Source organism: Capnocytophaga sp. oral taxon 902, from assembly GCF_013394735.1.
Taxonomy (GTDB): Bacteria; Bacteroidota; Bacteroidia; order Flavobacteriales; family Flavobacteriaceae; genus Capnocytophaga; species Capnocytophaga ochracea.
In genome coordinates this window covers 842193-859117 of sequence record NZ_CP058261.1, presented here as the reverse complement: position 1 = coordinate 859117, position 16925 = coordinate 842193, and the positions used below count along the sequence as shown (strand labels likewise).

The 16925-nt window shown below is 42.1% G+C and carries 11 protein-coding genes; 1 reads left to right on the top strand and 10 read right to left on the bottom strand.

Going from position 1 to position 16925, the window contains the following annotated elements:
• Window positions 1-17: 17 nt before the first annotated feature.
• Window positions 18-749 (bottom strand): TrmH family RNA methyltransferase, encoded by a 732-nt coding sequence (locus HW278_RS03555; protein ID WP_178976953.1) that lies wholly within the window; start codon window positions 747-749, stop codon window positions 18-20.
• Between the two features lie 40 nt (window positions 750-789).
• Here HW278_RS03555 and HW278_RS03550 point away from each other — a divergent pair, with 40 nt between their 5' ends.
• A complete protein-coding gene (locus HW278_RS03550) occupies window positions 790-3366 on the top strand; it encodes a BamA/TamA family outer membrane protein (RefSeq protein WP_178976952.1) in 2577 nt (858 codons plus the stop codon).
• 247 nt (window positions 3367-3613) lie between these two features.
• On the opposite strand, the gene HW278_RS03545 is transcribed toward HW278_RS03550, so the two are convergent.
• From HW278_RS03545 to HW278_RS03505, 9 genes are all read right to left on the bottom strand, one after another.
• Window positions 3614-5281 carry a formate--tetrahydrofolate ligase gene (locus tag HW278_RS03545; protein WP_178976951.1) on the bottom strand — a complete coding sequence of 556 codons (1668 nt, stop codon included), beginning with the start codon at window positions 5279-5281 and terminating at the stop codon, window positions 3614-3616.
• Between the two features lie 46 nt (window positions 5282-5327).
• On the bottom strand, window positions 5328-5939 hold the full coding sequence (locus tag HW278_RS03540) for a hypothetical protein (RefSeq protein ID WP_009418491.1): 612 nt from the start codon (window positions 5937-5939) through the stop codon (window positions 5328-5330).
• A gap of 41 nt (window positions 5940-5980) precedes the next feature.
• A complete protein-coding gene (locus tag HW278_RS03535) occupies window positions 5981-7135 on the bottom strand; it encodes a lactonase family protein (RefSeq protein WP_178976950.1) in 1155 nt (384 codons plus the stop codon).
• A gap of 57 nt (window positions 7136-7192) precedes the next feature.
• On the bottom strand, window positions 7193-8581 hold the full coding sequence (locus tag HW278_RS03530; RefSeq protein WP_178976949.1) for an aromatic amino acid ammonia-lyase: 1389 nt from the start codon (window positions 8579-8581) through the stop codon (window positions 7193-7195).
• Window positions 8582-8668: 87 nt separating this feature from the next.
• Entirely contained in the window at window positions 8669-10267 is a 1599-nt protein-coding gene (lnt, locus tag HW278_RS03525) for an apolipoprotein N-acyltransferase (protein ID WP_178976948.1), read from the bottom strand.
• A 175-nt stretch (window positions 10268-10442) separates the two neighbouring features.
• A complete protein-coding gene (locus HW278_RS03520) occupies window positions 10443-12647 on the bottom strand; it encodes a glycoside hydrolase family 3 C-terminal domain-containing protein (RefSeq protein ID WP_178976947.1) in 2205 nt (734 codons plus the stop codon).
• A 455-nt stretch (window positions 12648-13102) separates the two neighbouring features.
• Window positions 13103-13834: a GDSL-type esterase/lipase family protein gene (locus HW278_RS03515; RefSeq protein WP_178976946.1), complete on the bottom strand. Its 732-nt coding sequence runs from the start codon at window positions 13832-13834 to the stop codon at window positions 13103-13105.
• A gap of 88 nt (window positions 13835-13922) precedes the next feature.
• On the bottom strand, window positions 13923-15428 hold the full coding sequence (locus HW278_RS03510; RefSeq protein ID WP_178976945.1) for a glycoside hydrolase family 30 protein: 1506 nt from the start codon (window positions 15426-15428) through the stop codon (window positions 13923-13925).
• Window positions 15428-16924, bottom strand: coding sequence for a RagB/SusD family nutrient uptake outer membrane protein (locus HW278_RS03505; RefSeq protein ID WP_178976944.1), 1497 nt, complete (start codon window positions 16922-16924; stop codon window positions 15428-15430). The genes HW278_RS03510 and HW278_RS03505 overlap by 1 nt, the downstream gene beginning before the upstream one ends.
• Window position 16925: the final 1 nt, after the last annotated feature.

The window sequence follows — 16925 nt, the reverse complement described above, 5'->3', positions numbered from 1 at the left end:
TGTTATTTTCTCATTTTCTAATTTTCCAATTTTCTTACCTGGCTCATCACTATCGCTCCCGACATTGCCACATTTAAACTTTCCGTCTGTTGCAGTTTGCCAAAACGCGGAATGGTGATAATGCCATCAGCCAAAGCGCGTACTTCGGGGCTAATACCGTTAGCTTCGTTGCCTAAGATTAGCACACAATCTTCGGGAAATTCGGTAGTGTAGAGGTTCTCACCGTCCAAATCCATTGCGTATAAAGGTAGCGCACAAGTTGCCAAGAAGCCTGCTAAATCCAGGTAATGTACGGCAACCCTTGTGAGAGAACCCATAGTGGCTTGCACTACTTTCGGGTTGTAACAATCCACCGTTTGGCTATTGCAGATCAGCGTTTCGATACCAAACCAATCGCAGAGGCGGATAAGCGTACCCAAATTACCAGGGTCTTGCACGTTGTCTAAGGCGAGGATTACACCTTCTTGCAAGATGCCCTTATGTTGGCGTTGGTGGAAAATCGCCAAGCCCTCATCGGGATTTTTAAGGCTACTCACCTTCCGCAGTTCCTCTTTGCTCACTAAGGTAATAGGCTGACCGTTCAGCGCTGTGGCAAACACTTCGGTAGCGATAAGTAACTCTAAACGGTAACCCGCTTGCAGAAATTCCACAATGCTCTTTTTCCCCTCTACTATAAAGAGATTCAGCTCATTGCGGTATTTCTTCTGTTGTAATTTCTGAATTAATTTTACTTGATTTTTGCTAAGCATAAAATAATTGTGTATTTTTGAGCCCTAAAAACAAAAACTTGTGAGAAAATCTCTTTCCCAACTAAGCGTTATCAGTCTGTTATTCGTGTTAGCCATTGCTCTCTTTTCGTGCGATGCTACCAAGCGTGTCCCTAACGACCGCCATTTGCTCCGTGAAAACCTCGTATATGTGAATGGTACTAAGACCGACGATGCAAAGATAAACAATTTTGTATTACAAAAGCCCAATTCGTATGTTTTAGGAATGCCTATCAGTCTATATATCTACAATTTAGGAAACCCTAATGCCGAAAAGGATTTTGTCCAATGGCTCGATACACACCCTCGTTGGCATAGGTTTTTAGATGGTTTTCTCTCTAAAAAACAAGTGGGTCGCTTACAGAAGTCGTTTTTCGTTTCAGGCATCGATCACCAGTTGCAGAAGATAGGCGAAGCCCCATCGGTATTAGATACAGCACGCGTACACAAATCCACCAAGCAGTTGGGAGCTTATTTCAGAAGTATAGGCTATTTCAATAACAAAGTAACTGATAGCATCTTTATTCTCCCTAATGAAGAAAAACAACAAGCCAAAGTGGGCTATTATATCACTACCGGCGAGCGCTATTATATCGATAGCTTAAAGACGCATATCACTTCTCCTGAAATAGATTCAGTTTACCAACAAAACAAGGCAAAAACGTTCCTAAAATCAGGAGCACCTTACCAGCTTACCGATTTTAGCAATGAACGTTCACGCCTATATGAGCTCTTTCGCAACAACGGTTTTTATACCTTTCAGCAAAGCTCCATCAACTTCCAAATCGAGCGCGATACGGTTACAGCTCAAAAAGACAACAAACTGCAAGTAACTACTGATATAGGCGACCTTATAGAACGCGATGGCGATGTAATTACCGCCAAGAAGTATAAGATGCACTACATCAATAAAGTACGTCTATATACCGATTACGACAACAAGGTAGATAAGAACTCTTTAGATTCTTTGGAGTATCGCAATATGATTATTTATTACAAGGACAAGTTGCGTTATCGTCCACGGGTGTTGTACCACGCTACGAGCCTCAAAAAAGGACAAATCTACTCCGATTTAGAGCGCGGAAATACTTACCGACAGTTCAACAACCTGCGCGTGTTCCGCTACCCAAATATGGACTTCAAATACGCTACCAATGACACCTTGCAAAACAAACTCGATGCCAATATCTACCTTTCGTCCTTAGATAAGTTTTCATTGCGACTTACCAATGAGGTAAAGCGTTCTGAGATTGAGGCGATAGGTTTTGGGGTAGGAACTTCGTTTGCAGCACGCAATGTCTTTCGTGGAGCAGAAACCTTAGAACTGAACTTGCAAGGTACTTTTGCCTCGCAACCTACGCTTAAAGATACACGCTTTTTCAATACCTCAGAAGTCAGTGGTGATATACGTTTCATCTTTCCTTCTATCGTTTTCCCGCTGAATACACGCAAGCTCATCCCCTATTATATGACCCCACAAACTATCTTGCAAACGGGTATGAGCTACCAAACAAATATAGGGCTCGACAAACGTACCACTTCGGGTTTGTTGCGCTATGTATGGAATCCGCGTAAGCAAAAGAACAAAGTCATTTTCGATTTGATAAACGTACAATACGTAAACAATATCAACCCAGGTAATTTCTTCAATATTTACCAAAGTACTTATGAAAGGCTGAACGATATTGCCAAAAAATACAGTTTAGGTAGCCGATATGTAGACGACAAAGGCAATCTTACCCCTACTGAGGGGACTTTTAACTTTATAAATGATGTATTTGAAAGGAATTTGGTAGTTCAAGGTGAAGATATTTTGCCTATATATGCTATTTCTGAACGCTATCGTCGTATTACAAATAATGACTTTATTGTATCAAGTAGTTTTACTTATATCATCAATAGCAAATCACAGTTTTTTGAACGCAACTTCTCACAGTTGCGTTTCAAGATAGAAGGAGCGGGGAGTTTGCTCAATGCTTTGACAGCTACTTATAAAGTGGTGAATACCGAAGGTAGTACTAAGAATAAGATTTTTGGGGTAGAATACGCTCAATATGCCAAAGCTGAGGTCGATTTTATCAAGCACTTCCCCATAGCCAAACAGAGTTCATTAGCATTCCGTTCCTTCTTAGGGATAGCTATCCCTTATGGTAACTCCGATAATATTCCGTTTTCACAAAGCTACTTTGCCGGAGGTACTACCGATAACCGTGGTTTTAAAGCCTATCGTTTAGGACCTGGTTCAAGTGGTTCGATTTTAGATTACAACGAAGCCAATATGAAGATTACGCTCAATCTCGAATATCGTTTCCCTATCTTAGGGGCACTCAAAGGCGCCCTCTTCACTGATGTAGGAAATATCTGGAACGTAGCCGATAATACTCGTTTTGATGAATATAAGTTTAAAGACCTTTCTTCATTAAAAGATGTGGGGTTAAGTACCGGATTTGGGTTGCGTTACGACTTCAACTTCTTTGTAATTCGCCTCGATATGGGTATACCTACATATGACCCTGCCGAAGAAATGAGTAACCGATGGATAAAGAAATTCAGAATCAAAGAAACCGTGTTCAACTTCGGTATCAATTATCCGTTTTAAGTGTAGTATGAGTACAAGCTGAGTAAAGAGGGTGTCCAAAAAGTCTAAAAATCGTCACATACCCAGCTACAAGTATTCGCTGGCTTTGCATCGCAAACTTTGCCAAAGTTTTAAATTTTGGCAAAGTTGAAAACTAACTTAATCAATCATATTTTCGTTACATTCGTAGGGGAATTTTGTAAAGACTCTTCAAAGCAAAACTTTCCGAACAAGCTCTTTTTACCTTTTATCTTTTACCTTTTATCTATTAAGAGAGTCCTGTAATAACTCCCTCGTCATCTATATCCATACCTTCGGCGGCAGGCACACTGGGGAGTCCCGGCATACGCACAGTATCGCCCAAGATTGGGATTACAAAGCCCGCCCCTGAAGCAAACTCAAACTCTCGCACGGTTACCTCAAAATCGGTAGGACGGGCGAGTTTCTTCTCGTCATCACTGAGCGATTTAGGCGTCTTCACTATACAAATAGGCATTTTATCAAAGCCTAATGTTTTGATTTGCTTCAACTGACTTACGGCTTTACTGTTGTAATTCACCTTGCTCGCTCCGTAAATCTTAGTAGCTACTGCTGTTATTTTTTCTTCTATACTCGCTTCATTGCTGTATAGCGGACTAAAATGACTCTCACCACTCTGGGCTATAGCCACGACAGCGCGAGCAAGTTCCTCGGTACCTTTACCTCCTTCACTAAACCCTTTACTTACAATAGCTTCTACCCCTTTTTGAGCACATACTTCTTTTACATAGGCTATCTCTTCTTCACTATCGTTAGGGAAATAGTTAATCGCTACCACTGCTTTGAGACCAAAAAGTTGCACATTCTCGATGTGTTTTTCCAAATTAGCAATACCGAGTTTCACTTTTTGCAAGGAAGAAGTGTTGTACTCTTCTTTTTTAGCCCCTCCGTGATGACGCAAGGCGCGGATAGTTGCTACAATCACCACTGCATCGGGAGCTAATCCTGCTGAAGTACATTTGATATTGAGGAATTTCTCAGCCCCAAGGTCGGCGCCAAAACCTGCTTCGGTAATCACGTAGTCACTTAACGATAGTCCCATTTTGGTAGCCAAAACAGTGTTCGTACCTTGTGCAATACTAGCAAACGGACCTCCGTGCAAGATAGCAGGATTGTTTTCAAGCGTTTGCACGAGGTTAGGCTTGATGGCTTCTTTGAGCAAAAGCGCCATAGCCCCTACCACCTTCAAGTCGCGCGCAAATACAGGGGTACCGTCAAATTTCTTGCCTACATAGATATTACCAATACGTTTTTTCAGGTCAGAAAAACTTTCGGCAAGACATAGTATCGCCATAATCTCAGAAGCAGGAGTGATGTTAAAACCGTCTTCGCGAGGTACACCGTGAGTAGCACCGCCTAAGCCTACCACTATATGACGTAGCGCACGGTCGTTCATATCCATTACGCGCTTCCAAACTACGGTGCGTGGATCGATGCCAATAGAGTGTGTTTTACTTTGGATATTATTATCAATGACAGCCGCCAAGAGGTTGTTAGCCTTCTCAATAGCCGAAAAGTCGCCCGTAAAGTGCAAGTTGATGTCCTCCATAGGTACCACTTGTGAGTATCCTCCACCAGCAGCCCCTCCTTTGATACCAAAAACAGGACCTAACGACGGTTCACGCAATACGGCAATCGCTTTTTTGCCTATTTTGTTAAGTCCTTCCGTCAGACCAATGCTCACCGTGGTCTTGCCCTCACCAGCAGGGGTAGGGGTAATAGCCGTAACAAGCACCAACTTACTGTTTTTCATCTTCTCAGCATTAATGAGATGCAACGGTAGTTTAGCCTTGTATTTTCCATAAGGATCGAGGTCATCCTCACTGATGTTTAATTTTTTAGCAACCTCTCTGATAGGGAGCATCTGTGCCTTTTGGGCGATTTCTAAGTCGGTCATAAACAATGAACAATTGAGAATAATTAATAATTTTGTGGAATAGAACTTATTTTATTGGCAATTCTTTGGTAAATTGCAAAAGATGTTGTACTTTTGTACCCGGAGATGAGTTAAAGTCATAGACTCGCTGGGCTAATAACCCAGAAGCGTTATCGGGCGTGTTGAGTAAGGATTTTAACTCATCTTCTATTATTTTTTCTTCTGACTTAACGCTATTATACATACTTTTTAGCCGTAATTTATTATTTTTACTACCAAATACTTCTATAATTACAACTGTATTATCTTCATTCTTTTTCAAAAACAAATAAGTTTCAGCTTGATGTTTTTCTATATACCCTAATGAAATAAGTTTATCAGGTTTATCCAAAACATCTACTATAAGAGCAATATCTGTATCTGTAAGAGGCTTCCCTTGCTGTGGAGCCTTTTCATTTTCACCATAATGTCTATCAAAAATATGTTTTAGTTCTGAAGGGTTAACAGATACATAAGCTATGTCATACCTAAACTGAATATCTGATATTGATTGTAACACCACCATAGCATCTGGTGTAAGTTCTGCAATAAGGTAGTCTTTAGAAATTATCTTGTTTTGTTTTACACTATCAAATAAATACATTATAAAGTCTTTGACTTTATCTTTTAAAGATTTCATTCTTTTGGTTTGTTTAATTTTGTGTGACAAAAGTACTGATTTTAGTTCAATTTTACAAACGTCACACAAGTAGGTTTATCTACACTGATATTAAGCGACGTATCGGTGAGCTCACCTGTTACTTCATCACGCTGAAACACTTGTATCTTATTATCATCTCGGCAAGCTACTAAAAGATATTTACCATTGGGAGTAATCGCAAAATTGCGGGGGTGAATACCTGTGAGTTGGTATCCTACTTTCGTGAGAGTACCCTTCTCAGGGTCGATAGCAAAGATAGCAATACCGTCTTTCTTTAATCTGTGTGAGGTATATAAGAAACGCCCATCTGGACTGATATGTATATCGGCACTGCCTCGTCCGCCGCCTTCATCAGCCATTAAGCGTTGCACTTCTTTCAGTTTACCCTTGTGATAGCCCAGCACTACACACTCTCCGCCCAATTCGCCTATCAAATAAGCAAAACGTCCATCTTTACTAAACGTAAGATGACGAGGTCCTTGTCCGTCGCTCACCTCATAAGCTACTCGCTGAGCGGTGAGTACCTCAGCGTTTTTACGTGCTTTCTTGTTGTAACGAAAGCGATATACGCGGTCGTTGCCCAAATCAGTTGCTAATATATACTTTTTATCAGGGGTGGGAATAATGCAGTGGATATGTGCCACGCGCTTGGGTGTCTTTCCTACAAAAGCAATATGCTGTGTCTCTGCTTTTAATTTACCTTCTGCATCTAGCGGGAAAACACTGATGTCGCCCCCTGTATAATTAGCCGTAATTACATAGTTACCGTCAGTAACAATATGACAAGGGTCAGCACCCGCCTGTTTCGGTTCTTCCTTAGAACTCTCCTTAGGGACGGTGGATTGAAAAACGGGATAACTCAAAAGCGCTTTATCTTGACTCAAATCAAACGAATAAGCTCCTTGTCGCCCGTCGTTATATTCGCTTACTGCGTACAGATGTTTCCCATCGGGGGATAACGTCAAGAAAGAAGGATTGGCTGCGGTGGCACTGCTCAGCAGTTCGAAAGTTCCATTCTCCTGATTAAAACGATAGGTATAAATACCTTTAGAATTGCCTCCTTCGGTATAAGTGCCTATAAACATCGTCAAATTATTAGGTTTTTCGCCTTGTGCAAATATATGAAAGGCAAACATCGATAATACCAAAGAAAGAACAGTTTGTAATTTCAGCATAACTTTTAATAATTAAAATTGAACAATTTTGCCCCAAAGATATGAATTAATTATCAATTATTCATTGTTCATCTCAAAAAACCTTATTGTGTGCTCTATTTGCTTCTTGAGGGTAGTTACTTCCTCTTCTGCCATAAAAGAGAGATATTCCTTAAATAAAGCTGAATGATGCTCAAATTGTTTCTTTTTCCACAGTGAAGTAGCCAAAATGAGTTCAATAGCCAATATTTCCTCTATATTCTTCACTACTTGCTCGCATTTAATAGCTGAACTACCCCCCATTCCTTTAATGTCTATTGTTTTTTCAAATAAAATTGGACTCTCGATGCTCGCAGGAGTGGAAAGACGACGGTTTTCGTTCAATATTCCTTCAATAATTCGTTGAAAAATGGGGTAATCTATTTCAGTTTCTATCTCTTTACCGATATTAGAAAGCAAGTAGAACACGCGTCGCTCGCTGATATTGCCCAAGCTGGTGAGAGTAATCGCCAAAAAGTCCATTGCTAATGAGAGAGGCAGAGTATGTGAATTACCTCCGAAGATAACTTCTTGAGTTTCGGGGAAGAGAATAGGATTATCGGTAACTGAGTTCATCTCGGTTTTAATTACCTTACGAATAGCCGCAATCGACTCTCGGACGGCTCCGTGTATTTGAGGGATAGAGCAAAAAGCTTCGGGCATAGACGAGAAGGCTTGTGGGTGCTCAGAGAGGACACTGTCTTTCAGAAGCATACGAAGATGTTCAGCAGTTTCTACAAGTCCTTTGTGCGGACGTACCACTTGCATTGCTTCCGAGAATGCCGAGAGGTTGCCTCCAAATACTTGGGTGGAAACCGATGCTACAAAGTCTGCCCACTGAATAAGTTTGAGCGATTTGCTAAGGTTGTAGATGCCATAAGCGGTGGTGAGCTGGGTTCCATTGAGCAGAGCATCGGCTTCGCGTCCTTCTGACGATAGAGGTTGCCAACCGTATTTGCCTTCTAACTCTTGAGCCGAATAGACTTTGTGCTGTATGCACACTTCGCCTTCACCGAACAGAGGCAAGGCAAGGTGTGCTAAGGCAATGCGTTCATCGGGGATATCTTTGGAATAAACTACAGGGAAGACCCCCTGATTATAAAAGTCGATGAGACGTTGCACCAAAGCTAATCGTACACCACTATAGCCGTAGGAGAAGGATTGTATTTTTAGGAAAAGCATCAGCTTGACAATCTCGTTAGGAATGCGCTCACCTATGCCACAAGCATAATGGCGCAAGAGGGACATAGAGTCTACCGAAAGATTGTTCAGAGCTTTGGGGTCTTTTTGGAGATAATCACTGAGAAAACGGTGACAAGTTTCGATATTAATTACCGCTTCTTCTGAGAGTTTCAGTTGTGTATCGCCTTCTATAATAGCTGTTAGTTGCTCAAGCAGAAGGACTTCGTTTGAAATGTAGTGTTCCATACGATTTACGCGTTAGTTTTTTAGTCGTTAGAAAAGTGATACAAATAGAAGTATTCAACTTTGCCAAATTTTTAGTTGTCCGTCGTGCTACGACCTTTTTTCACGTTTCCTCAATACCGCATATAAGAAAACAAAAAACGCCAAGAAATACGCAATGCGAGCGATGTAGTCGCCCATTTGAACGTAAAATGTGAGTTCGTCGTTTAAGGCGATGGTACCTTTCAAACTACCTCGGGTGCCGTAAGGAAGAGTTTTGAGTATATCTCCCCTACCATTGATAAAAGCGGAAACGCCTGTATTAGCACTGCGGGCTACGCTGCGACGGGTTTCAATCGCACGCAAGCGGGTGTAACTGAGTAGCTGTTTGTAACCCTGCGTATCGCGCCACCACGCATCGTTGGTAAGGATAGCCAAGAAGTTAGCCCCTTTCTTAATATAGCCCGTTACAAACTCACCATAGATAGTCTCATAGCAAATGATAGGTGCTGCCTTGCCCTCGGTGTCTACTCCTGCAAAGGCAGTGCGTTCAGGCTGGGTAGTTTTCAGGGCTACCGTACCGCCAAGGTTGATAAGGGTTTCGCCTAAAATAGGTTTTAGCACCTGCTGATAAGGGAAATTTTCCACTGCTACCACCAGTTTGCTCTTGTGATACAGTGGTACTTCGGCATTGCGATTGAGCAAGAAAGCCGAATTGTAATCGTTGTACCAAAAACCATAGTCGGGCAAGTAGTTGCTTTGTGAGGTTGTCTGGGCTTTGTCTCTTACAAACTCAATCATAGAAGCTCCTGCTATCCAGTTTACATTAGGATAGTGACTGAGTAAAGTACGCAAAATAGATACTTCCCACGAAACAGGTAAATCTTGTAACTTAATGTTCTCAGCAAAAACCGTTTCGGGAGTGATGATAAAATTCACTTGGTTGTCTATATTTTCAGTGGCAAGTTGTACCAAGAGCCTACCTACTTCTTGATTGGAAAGTGCGTATTTTTCTTGATAAGGATCAATATTAGGTTGTAAAACAATAGCATTGATTGTCTTTTTGCCTGCTTCGCTATAATTGATATACTGGAAATACGAAATCACCACAGGAATAGCAAAAAAGAGCATTGCCACCCCTACTTTTCGAGCAAATGCTTTACGGTTTTTAGTAGAAAGATAATCAGTTAAGCCTATAAAAAGTACAATATTCACAAGCCATACCCATAGTGAGCCTCCGAAAGTGCCCGTATATTCGTACCACTGTATCCACGTAACTTGTTCGGAAAAAACGTTTCCTAAGTTCAGCCAAGGCCAAGAAACGTCCCACGTGAGGTGGAATTTCTCAAAAGAGAGCCATATCGCTACTAAGAAAACGAGCGACACTTTCCGGTTCATACGTTTCGCTACGATATGATAGAGCAAGAAAGTGAGTGTCATCAAGAGAGTGTTTGCCAAAATAGCAAAAATTGCCCCTATTTGGGTAGAGTACCATATCCACCAGGTGGTAGGTATATTCCAAGTGAGAAAAGCCAAATAAGAGAGTGCAAACACCTTGCGTTTGGTATGCTGGTAATCACGCCTAATGCGCGCTTCCATTAGTAAGAGAGGCACTAAGGCAATGAATATAAGGGCAGTAATGCCGTAAGTTACCCACGCACAAGCGAGTAAAGCCCCTGAAAGCAGGGCGAGGAGTATGTTTTTCTTCATTATAGACACTTAATAATGTGGCAAAGATAAAAAACAATTGCGAATGATAAATGATAAATGATGAAAAAATGTTGTCGCCAATCCAACTTTGGCAAAATGTCTCAAGCTCCTTTAAGCAAAAAAGCTTGAAGTCCACAAGACTTCAAGCTTTTCTCATATGAAAAGTAAAAAATATTTATTCTAAGGTGAAATCTACTGTGCTTTTAATGTCGCCAGAAGAGGTTCCTACTAACGCTTTAAAAGTTCCTTTTTCGGCTACCCAAGCGTGTTGGTTGGGGTCGAAGAAGGAGAGATCTTGCTTGGTGATGTGGAAGGTTACGGTTTTGGTTTCTCCTGCCTTCAAGAATACTTTCTCAAAACCTTTGAGCTCTTTGTACGGACGTAATACTGAGGCTTCTTCGTCGTGCAAATAGAGTTGTACTACTTCAGCACCATCGCGTTTGCCGGTGTTCTGTACTGTTATCGAGAAGTTGATATCGCCGTTGGTGGTTTTCTTGTCGGCAGTGAGTTTGCCGTATTTGAAAGTAGTGTAAGAAAGTCCGTGACCGAAAGGGAATAGCGGTTTTACACCTTTGGTATCGGCGTAGCGGTAGCCTACCAAAATGCCTTCGTGGTAGGTAACATCTTTATCACCTGGGTATTCACCTAAGGCTATGGCTCCATTGTCTTCCAAACGCACTGGGAAAGTGAAAGGCAATTTTCCTGAGGGGTTTACATCACCGAAGAGTACATCGGCGAGGGAGTTACCTGCTTCGGAACCTAAATACCAATCTTGTACAATGGCAGGCACACTTTTCACCCAAGGCATCGCCATTGCATTCCCCGAAATGAGTACTACTGCTAAGTTTTTATTGGCTTTTGCCAAAGCTTCAATCACAGCATCTTGTCCGTAAGGTAAGCCGTATTGTTTACGGTCGTTACCTTCGCAATCCTGACCGTCGTGTTTGTTGAGTCCGCCTATAAAGATAACTACATCAGCTTGTTGGGCAGTTTTTACGGCTTCGGCAAGGAGTTCTTGCGCAGGACGTTTATCGGTGATGTCGTTGGCAGCAAGCCCGTCTTGGTCTTTGTAATCGTCGCTGGCATAGCCACGTGCATAGAGCACTTTGGCAGTATTGCCCACACGATTTTTAATTCCGTCTAAGGGGAGTATCTCGTGAACGGCTTTCAGTGAAGAACTTCCTCCACCTACGGTCATCATTTTTATAGCATTCTCACCTATTACGGCTATGGTTTTTGCCTTTTTAACGTCGATAGGCAATACATTTTTATCGTTTTTGAGTAGTATGATACCCTCTTGTCCTATCTTGCGAGCTACAGCAAAGTGTTCTGGTGAGGCGAATGACCCAAAGGGGCGATTGGCTGCCATATTGGTGCGGAATACAAGTCGGAGGATATTGCGCACCTTTTCATTCACTACTTCTTCTTTTATTTCCCCTGATTTCAGTTTTTCGAGAAAGGGTTGAGCAAGGAAGTAATGGTCGTAAGCATTCGAGCGGTTTTCGACCATTCCGTCAGTCCAAGTACCAAATTCCATATCCAATCCGTGGAGGGCAGCGCCATCGGTATTGTTCACTCCGCCCCAATCGGATACTACGGCACCGTCGAAGCCCCATTCTTTGCGCAAGATGTCTTGCAATAGATATTGGTTTTGGCAAGCCCATTGGTCTTTGTATTTGTTATAAGACCCCATTATGCTCCACGCTTTTCCCTCTTGCACAGCGGCTTTAAAAGCGGGGAGGTAAATCTCATACAAGGCGCGGTCGTCTACCTTTACATTCACTGTATGGCGGTTGATTTCTTGATTGTTAAGCGCATAGTGCTTCACACAGGCAGCCACACCATTGGCTTGCACGCCTTGCACATAAGGCACGACCATTTTGGATGCCAAATAAGGGTCTTCACCCATATACTCGAAATTGCGACCGTTGAGAGGAATGCGGTAAATGTTCACCCCAGGACCTAAGAGTACGTTTTTGTTGCGATAGCGGGCTTCTTCACCTATGGCTTTTCCGTAGGCTTTGCTGAGAGCGGGATTCCACGTGGCAGCAAGGCAAGTGAGAGCGGGGAAAGCGGTACATTTATCATTTGTCCATCCTGCTTGATTCCACTCGTCCCAGAGTACTTCCGGGCGTATGCCGTGAGGACCATCGGTCATCCAATTTTCGGGGATACCCAAACGGGGCACGCCAGGGGCACTGAACTTAGATTGAGCGTGGCACATAGCTACTTTTTCCTCTAAGGTCATTCGCGAGAGGGCATCGTCTATACGTTTCTCAATGGGTTGCGAAGCGTCTAAATAAACAGGCGTTTGCTGGGCTGAGAGCGTACCTACGACACAGCAAAGCAGTAAAGTTTTTATATTTTTCATATTAGTCATTTTTAGTTGTTAGTGTTCTTAGAATTGAGCAAATAGAAATACTACCTCTTAATAAAACAAATTTCATTTTTTTTCAGAGATAATATTTTTGCGTTTTTTTCGTCAAAAACTAATTTTTAACATATTTTCTTCAGATTTTCATACCTCTTTTTAGCCAATTGATTTTCAGTTTAGTAACGCCTTATCTTCGGTTTAGCTTCGCCTTACCTTCGCCTTAGGTTCGCTTTAGGTTCGTCCAAAGTGGCTGAAAAGTAAAATATAAAAAGTAATAGAATAAACTGATCATTAGTATTTTAGATATTTAAGATGAAAAATGAGTACCTCCTAAAAAAGTTTGTGTTTTTCTTGTCCTTTTAGCATACTTTAACATTTTTTCAGCAATCTAAAAGTTCTGTATCTGCTAATATACGTCTCATTCTTCATTTACAAATCTGTTAATCGGTTAACTTGCTAATCTATTCTCCTCTCACTTTTTTAATAAGAAGCGGTTTGAGAATGGCTGTCCAGAGCTTATAACCTTCGGCATTCATATGTAGGTTGTCTTCTTTAAAGATATCAGTGCGAAGATTACCCGCTTCATCGTACATTACTTTGGTAATATCTACATAAGTATAGCCTTGTGCGGGGGCGTTTTCCTCTAAAAGGGCGTTTACCAATAGCTGGTCTTTCAGCTGGTCGGCTTTGTGTTGTGAGGGTTTTAGCGATACTACAATCAGAGGCGTATTGGGGTAGTCTTTTTTGAGTTTGTCGATAAATATACGGAAAAGATCAAAGCACTTCACGGCATTTACACCTTCCTTATGATTGCCCAAATCGTTTTCCACGTATAGCAAAATGCTCTTAGGGGTATAGCCTTTGGCGATAGTGTTGTAATTGTAAATCATATCGCGCAAAGTAGCCCCTCCGTAGGAACGACGAATGAGTTTCAGTGGGGCGAAATCTTCATAGATAGTATCCCACAGATTGATAGATGAACTTCCCAGAAAGAGTACGTCGCAAGAGAGGTCTTTTAAGCGTTTATTCTCCTTCTGATAACGATTGATATCGCCTTGATAACGGGTAATCCAAGAAGTCTCGTCGCGTTGTTCAAATGGAATAACGGTTTTGATAAGGGTTGTAGGGGTTGCGGTTTGCGCACTCGCAAAGGTTGTTACTAATAGGAATAACAACAGTAATATTCTTTTCATTTGCTTAATTAATTTGTTGATGTTCAACTTTGCCAAAGTTATTATAGCCTCTCGTGCTACGAGCTCTGGCAAAGTTTACAATTTCTGTTTATATTTTAGGTATCAAAAAGGATACCACGCTGTTAGCGGGTACTTCATAAGAGAAATAGTGCTTGCCGGTGTTTAGAGTCAGATAGGTTGCTTCTTTCTTTTTATTCAACAACACACAAGCCAAAGAGCCGTCGGGGTTCTCGAATGCGGTACATTGCATGTTGTCGTCGGTGGTTTTCTCAACGCCTATACGGGTCGCACCTTGCTTGATGACTGCCGAAAGATGACTTATCACATAGTAGTGCGAATTGCGTTGCATCGTCTTATAATCGGATGTTTGGATATCGACCGCACCAAAACAAGTTTTGCAACCGCCTTCACGATTGGGAGCTCCCTGCTCGTCGAGCATCAAATTCCACACCATCACCGCCTTGCAATGATTGTTGAGGGTTTTGATACCGAGCTCTTGCATATCTTCGGTGAGACGGCGTTCAAGATTGCGACCGTCATTCCAAGTACCTATGGAGCTTTCTGTAAAGATGAGTTCTTTATTGGGGTATTGGTTATGAATGTTGCTCAATTCGTTAGGATTTCCCCCATAGTTATGGTAAGCAGCCCCCGCAACGTACTGAGAGGCATCGGTATCTTTATAGATATGTAAGGGGTATTGCTGTTGCGAAGGTATATTATCGTAGTTGTAGTTATGGTCGAAGAGGTAGATTTTAACCTCAGCAAAGCCTTTGTTGCGCAGAGTTTTCCCTAAGGCGTTTTTGATAAAGGCGAGCTGTTCGTCCCATCCCATATACATAGAAGCCGAGTTGCCCCTATTGAGAGGTTCGTTTTGTATAGTGATGGCATTGACGTTCAATCCATTGTCTTTCATCGCTTGCAACCATTTGGCGAAGTACAACGCATAATCCTGATAGTGAGCGGGGTTTAGCTGACCGCTTGTCCATTGGTTATGAGGTTGTAAATCGGTAAGATTATTAACTTTCATCCAGCGTGGAGGTGTCCAAGGAGAGCCTATGATTTGCACTTTGGGGTTGATAGCGAGAATCTCTTTGAGTATAGGAATCACGTATTGCGTTTCCTCTTTGGTGAGGGCAAAATGCTCTATTCCCTTGGTATCGCAAAGGGTGTATTCACTTAGAGAAAAGTCGGAACAGCCGATGGATATACGCACGAAATTCTGTCCAAAACCTTCAGTTTCAGAGAAGGTTTGAATGAGGAAATTTTTTCTATCGGCTGGGGACATCTGCATCAAGTTATAGCAGGTAGAACCTGTAATAGCAGCCCCGAAACCATAGATAGTTTGGAATTTTTCAGCGGGTTTTAGGGTGATACTATAAGATGCGTTAGGGTTTTTGATGAGCTTTAGGTCGGTTTGCTCTTTGTAGAATTCTTTTTGACGATTGGCTGTAGTCAGCAATACGCTCACTTTACCTACCGATGGCTCAACAACAGGGGGAGGAGTAGGTTCCTCCCCTGTGTTGGATTTTTTCTGGCAGCTGCAAGAAGCGATGCTCCAGAGTATTACAAGTAAAAAAGACGGAAATAATTTCATTAGTAACCAGGATTTTGGGTAAGTTTTTTATTGTTTTCTAATTCAGTTTGTGGGATAGGATAAAGCACTGTGTTCTCGTTGAGCGGGTAGGTTTGTTTTAGTCTACCAGTATCTCTTGCGTTGAGAGAGTTCATTGTTTCAATGGCTTTATCGTTACGCACCAAATCGAACCAACGGAAACCTTCAAATGCTAATTCAAGGCGACGTTCTTTGAGTACGGCTACTTTCATTTGTTCTTGTGAAAGAGAGGTGGAAATAGCAGCAAGTCCTACCCTTGCACGCACTTGATTTACTAAGGCAGCCGCCTCGGCAGTTTGACCTAAAGTGGCATAAGCTTCAGCTTTGAGCAAGAGGATATCGGCTAAACGCAACTTGATGATGCTACTGCCTCCTGAACGTATTTTGTACATAAAAGGATAGTGTTTAGAAGGGTAATAATTTTCCCAAGAGGGTTGCCCCCAAACGATAGCTTGATCTTTGCGCACGGTATCGCCCTCAGCATCAAAAGCAGCTATGAGATCGCGTGAAGGGGTTACCCATTTTGCCCAGTCGTAAGTGCTATTGGGGTTGGTGTAGTTTAAGCCGAAGAGCCCTGGTAACCACGTTTGTCCGCCTTGAGAGTAGGTAATTTCGAAGATAGACTCGGCAGAGTTACGCACTTTTACATCGGTTTTAGCATCGTTGATTTGAAATAAATCGGCGTAATTAGGCAAGAGAGAAAAGCCATCGGCTTCTACGGCTGCGCAATACTGAATGGTTTTGTTGTAGTCGCGTATAGGTTTTTCGGCATATACGTGAGCTAAAAGTGCATTGGCAACTGCACGACTAAAGAAGAACTTATCGTTAGCCTTCACAGCAGGAGCATCGACGAGAGCCTCCTCAAGGTTGGTGCGAATGATGTTGTACACCTCGGCAACTGAAGTGCGTTCAGGAAAGAGCAATTTGTAGGTTTCTTCTACATTTTCAGATGATATTTCAGGGACTTCAATAGGAGGAATAGGGACTGCTCCCCAAAAGCGTACCATATCGAATAAAAGCCACGCTTTGAGTATTTTAGCTTCGGCTTTCCACTGTTTGCGTTCAGTTGTTGTAAGCGAGGCATCGGGCACTTTATCTACATTAGCAATTACTACATTGGCTAAGTTGATACCTTCTAAGTATTTTTGCCAATCACGTTTGATATTTCCGTTAGATGCATCTTGGCTGTTCTGTTCTATAGAAGTAATCTCGACGCCAGAAGTACCTGCATAAGCGTTATCGGCACGAGTTTCGGTATTTTGGAGGAAGTCTAACGTCCAGAACTCTTGCGCGCTACCTCGTACGAAAGCATAGATAGCCTCGTAGCGGGTTTGCATTTGTGCTTTGGTTTCTATAGCAGAAGAGCTTTTGCCCTCGGCAGTTGTGTTTTTCTCGTTGAACTCCGAAATAGGGTCTTTATCTAAACTGCACGCCGTTAGTGCTACTAACGAGAGTGCAAGGTATATATATCTTTTCATT

What these genes read in the sequence shown, in the direction of transcription:
- HW278_RS03535 (WP_178976950.1), bottom strand. Translation starts at nt 7,135, where the DNA reads ATGCTGAAATTACAAACTGTTCTTTCTTTGGTATTATCGATGTTTGCC.
- HW278_RS03530 (WP_178976949.1), bottom strand. Translation starts at nt 8,581, where the DNA reads ATGGAACACTACATTTCAAACGAAGTCCTTCTGCTTGAGCAACTAACA.
- HW278_RS03540 (WP_009418491.1), bottom strand. Translation starts at nt 5,939, where the DNA reads ATGAAATCTTTAAAAGATAAAGTCAAAGACTTTATAATGTATTTATTT.
- HW278_RS03520 (WP_178976947.1), bottom strand. Translation starts at nt 12,647, where the DNA reads ATGACTAATATGAAAAATATAAAAACTTTACTGCTTTGCTGTGTCGTA.
- HW278_RS03515 (WP_178976946.1), bottom strand. Translation starts at nt 13,834, where the DNA reads ATGAAAAGAATATTACTGTTGTTATTCCTATTAGTAACAACCTTTGCG.
- HW278_RS03505 (WP_178976944.1), bottom strand. Translation starts at nt 16,924, where the DNA reads ATGAAAAGATATATATACCTTGCACTCTCGTTAGTAGCACTAACGGCG.
- HW278_RS03545 (WP_178976951.1), bottom strand. Translation starts at nt 5,281, where the DNA reads ATGACCGACTTAGAAATCGCCCAAAAGGCACAGATGCTCCCTATCAGA.
- HW278_RS03510 (WP_178976945.1), bottom strand. Translation starts at nt 15,428, where the DNA reads ATGAAATTATTTCCGTCTTTTTTACTTGTAATACTCTGGAGCATCGCT.
- HW278_RS03555 (WP_178976953.1), bottom strand. Translation starts at nt 749, where the DNA reads ATGCTTAGCAAAAATCAAGTAAAATTAATTCAGAAATTACAACAGAAG.
- lnt (WP_178976948.1), bottom strand. Translation starts at nt 10,267, where the DNA reads ATGAAGAAAAACATACTCCTCGCCCTGCTTTCAGGGGCTTTACTCGCT.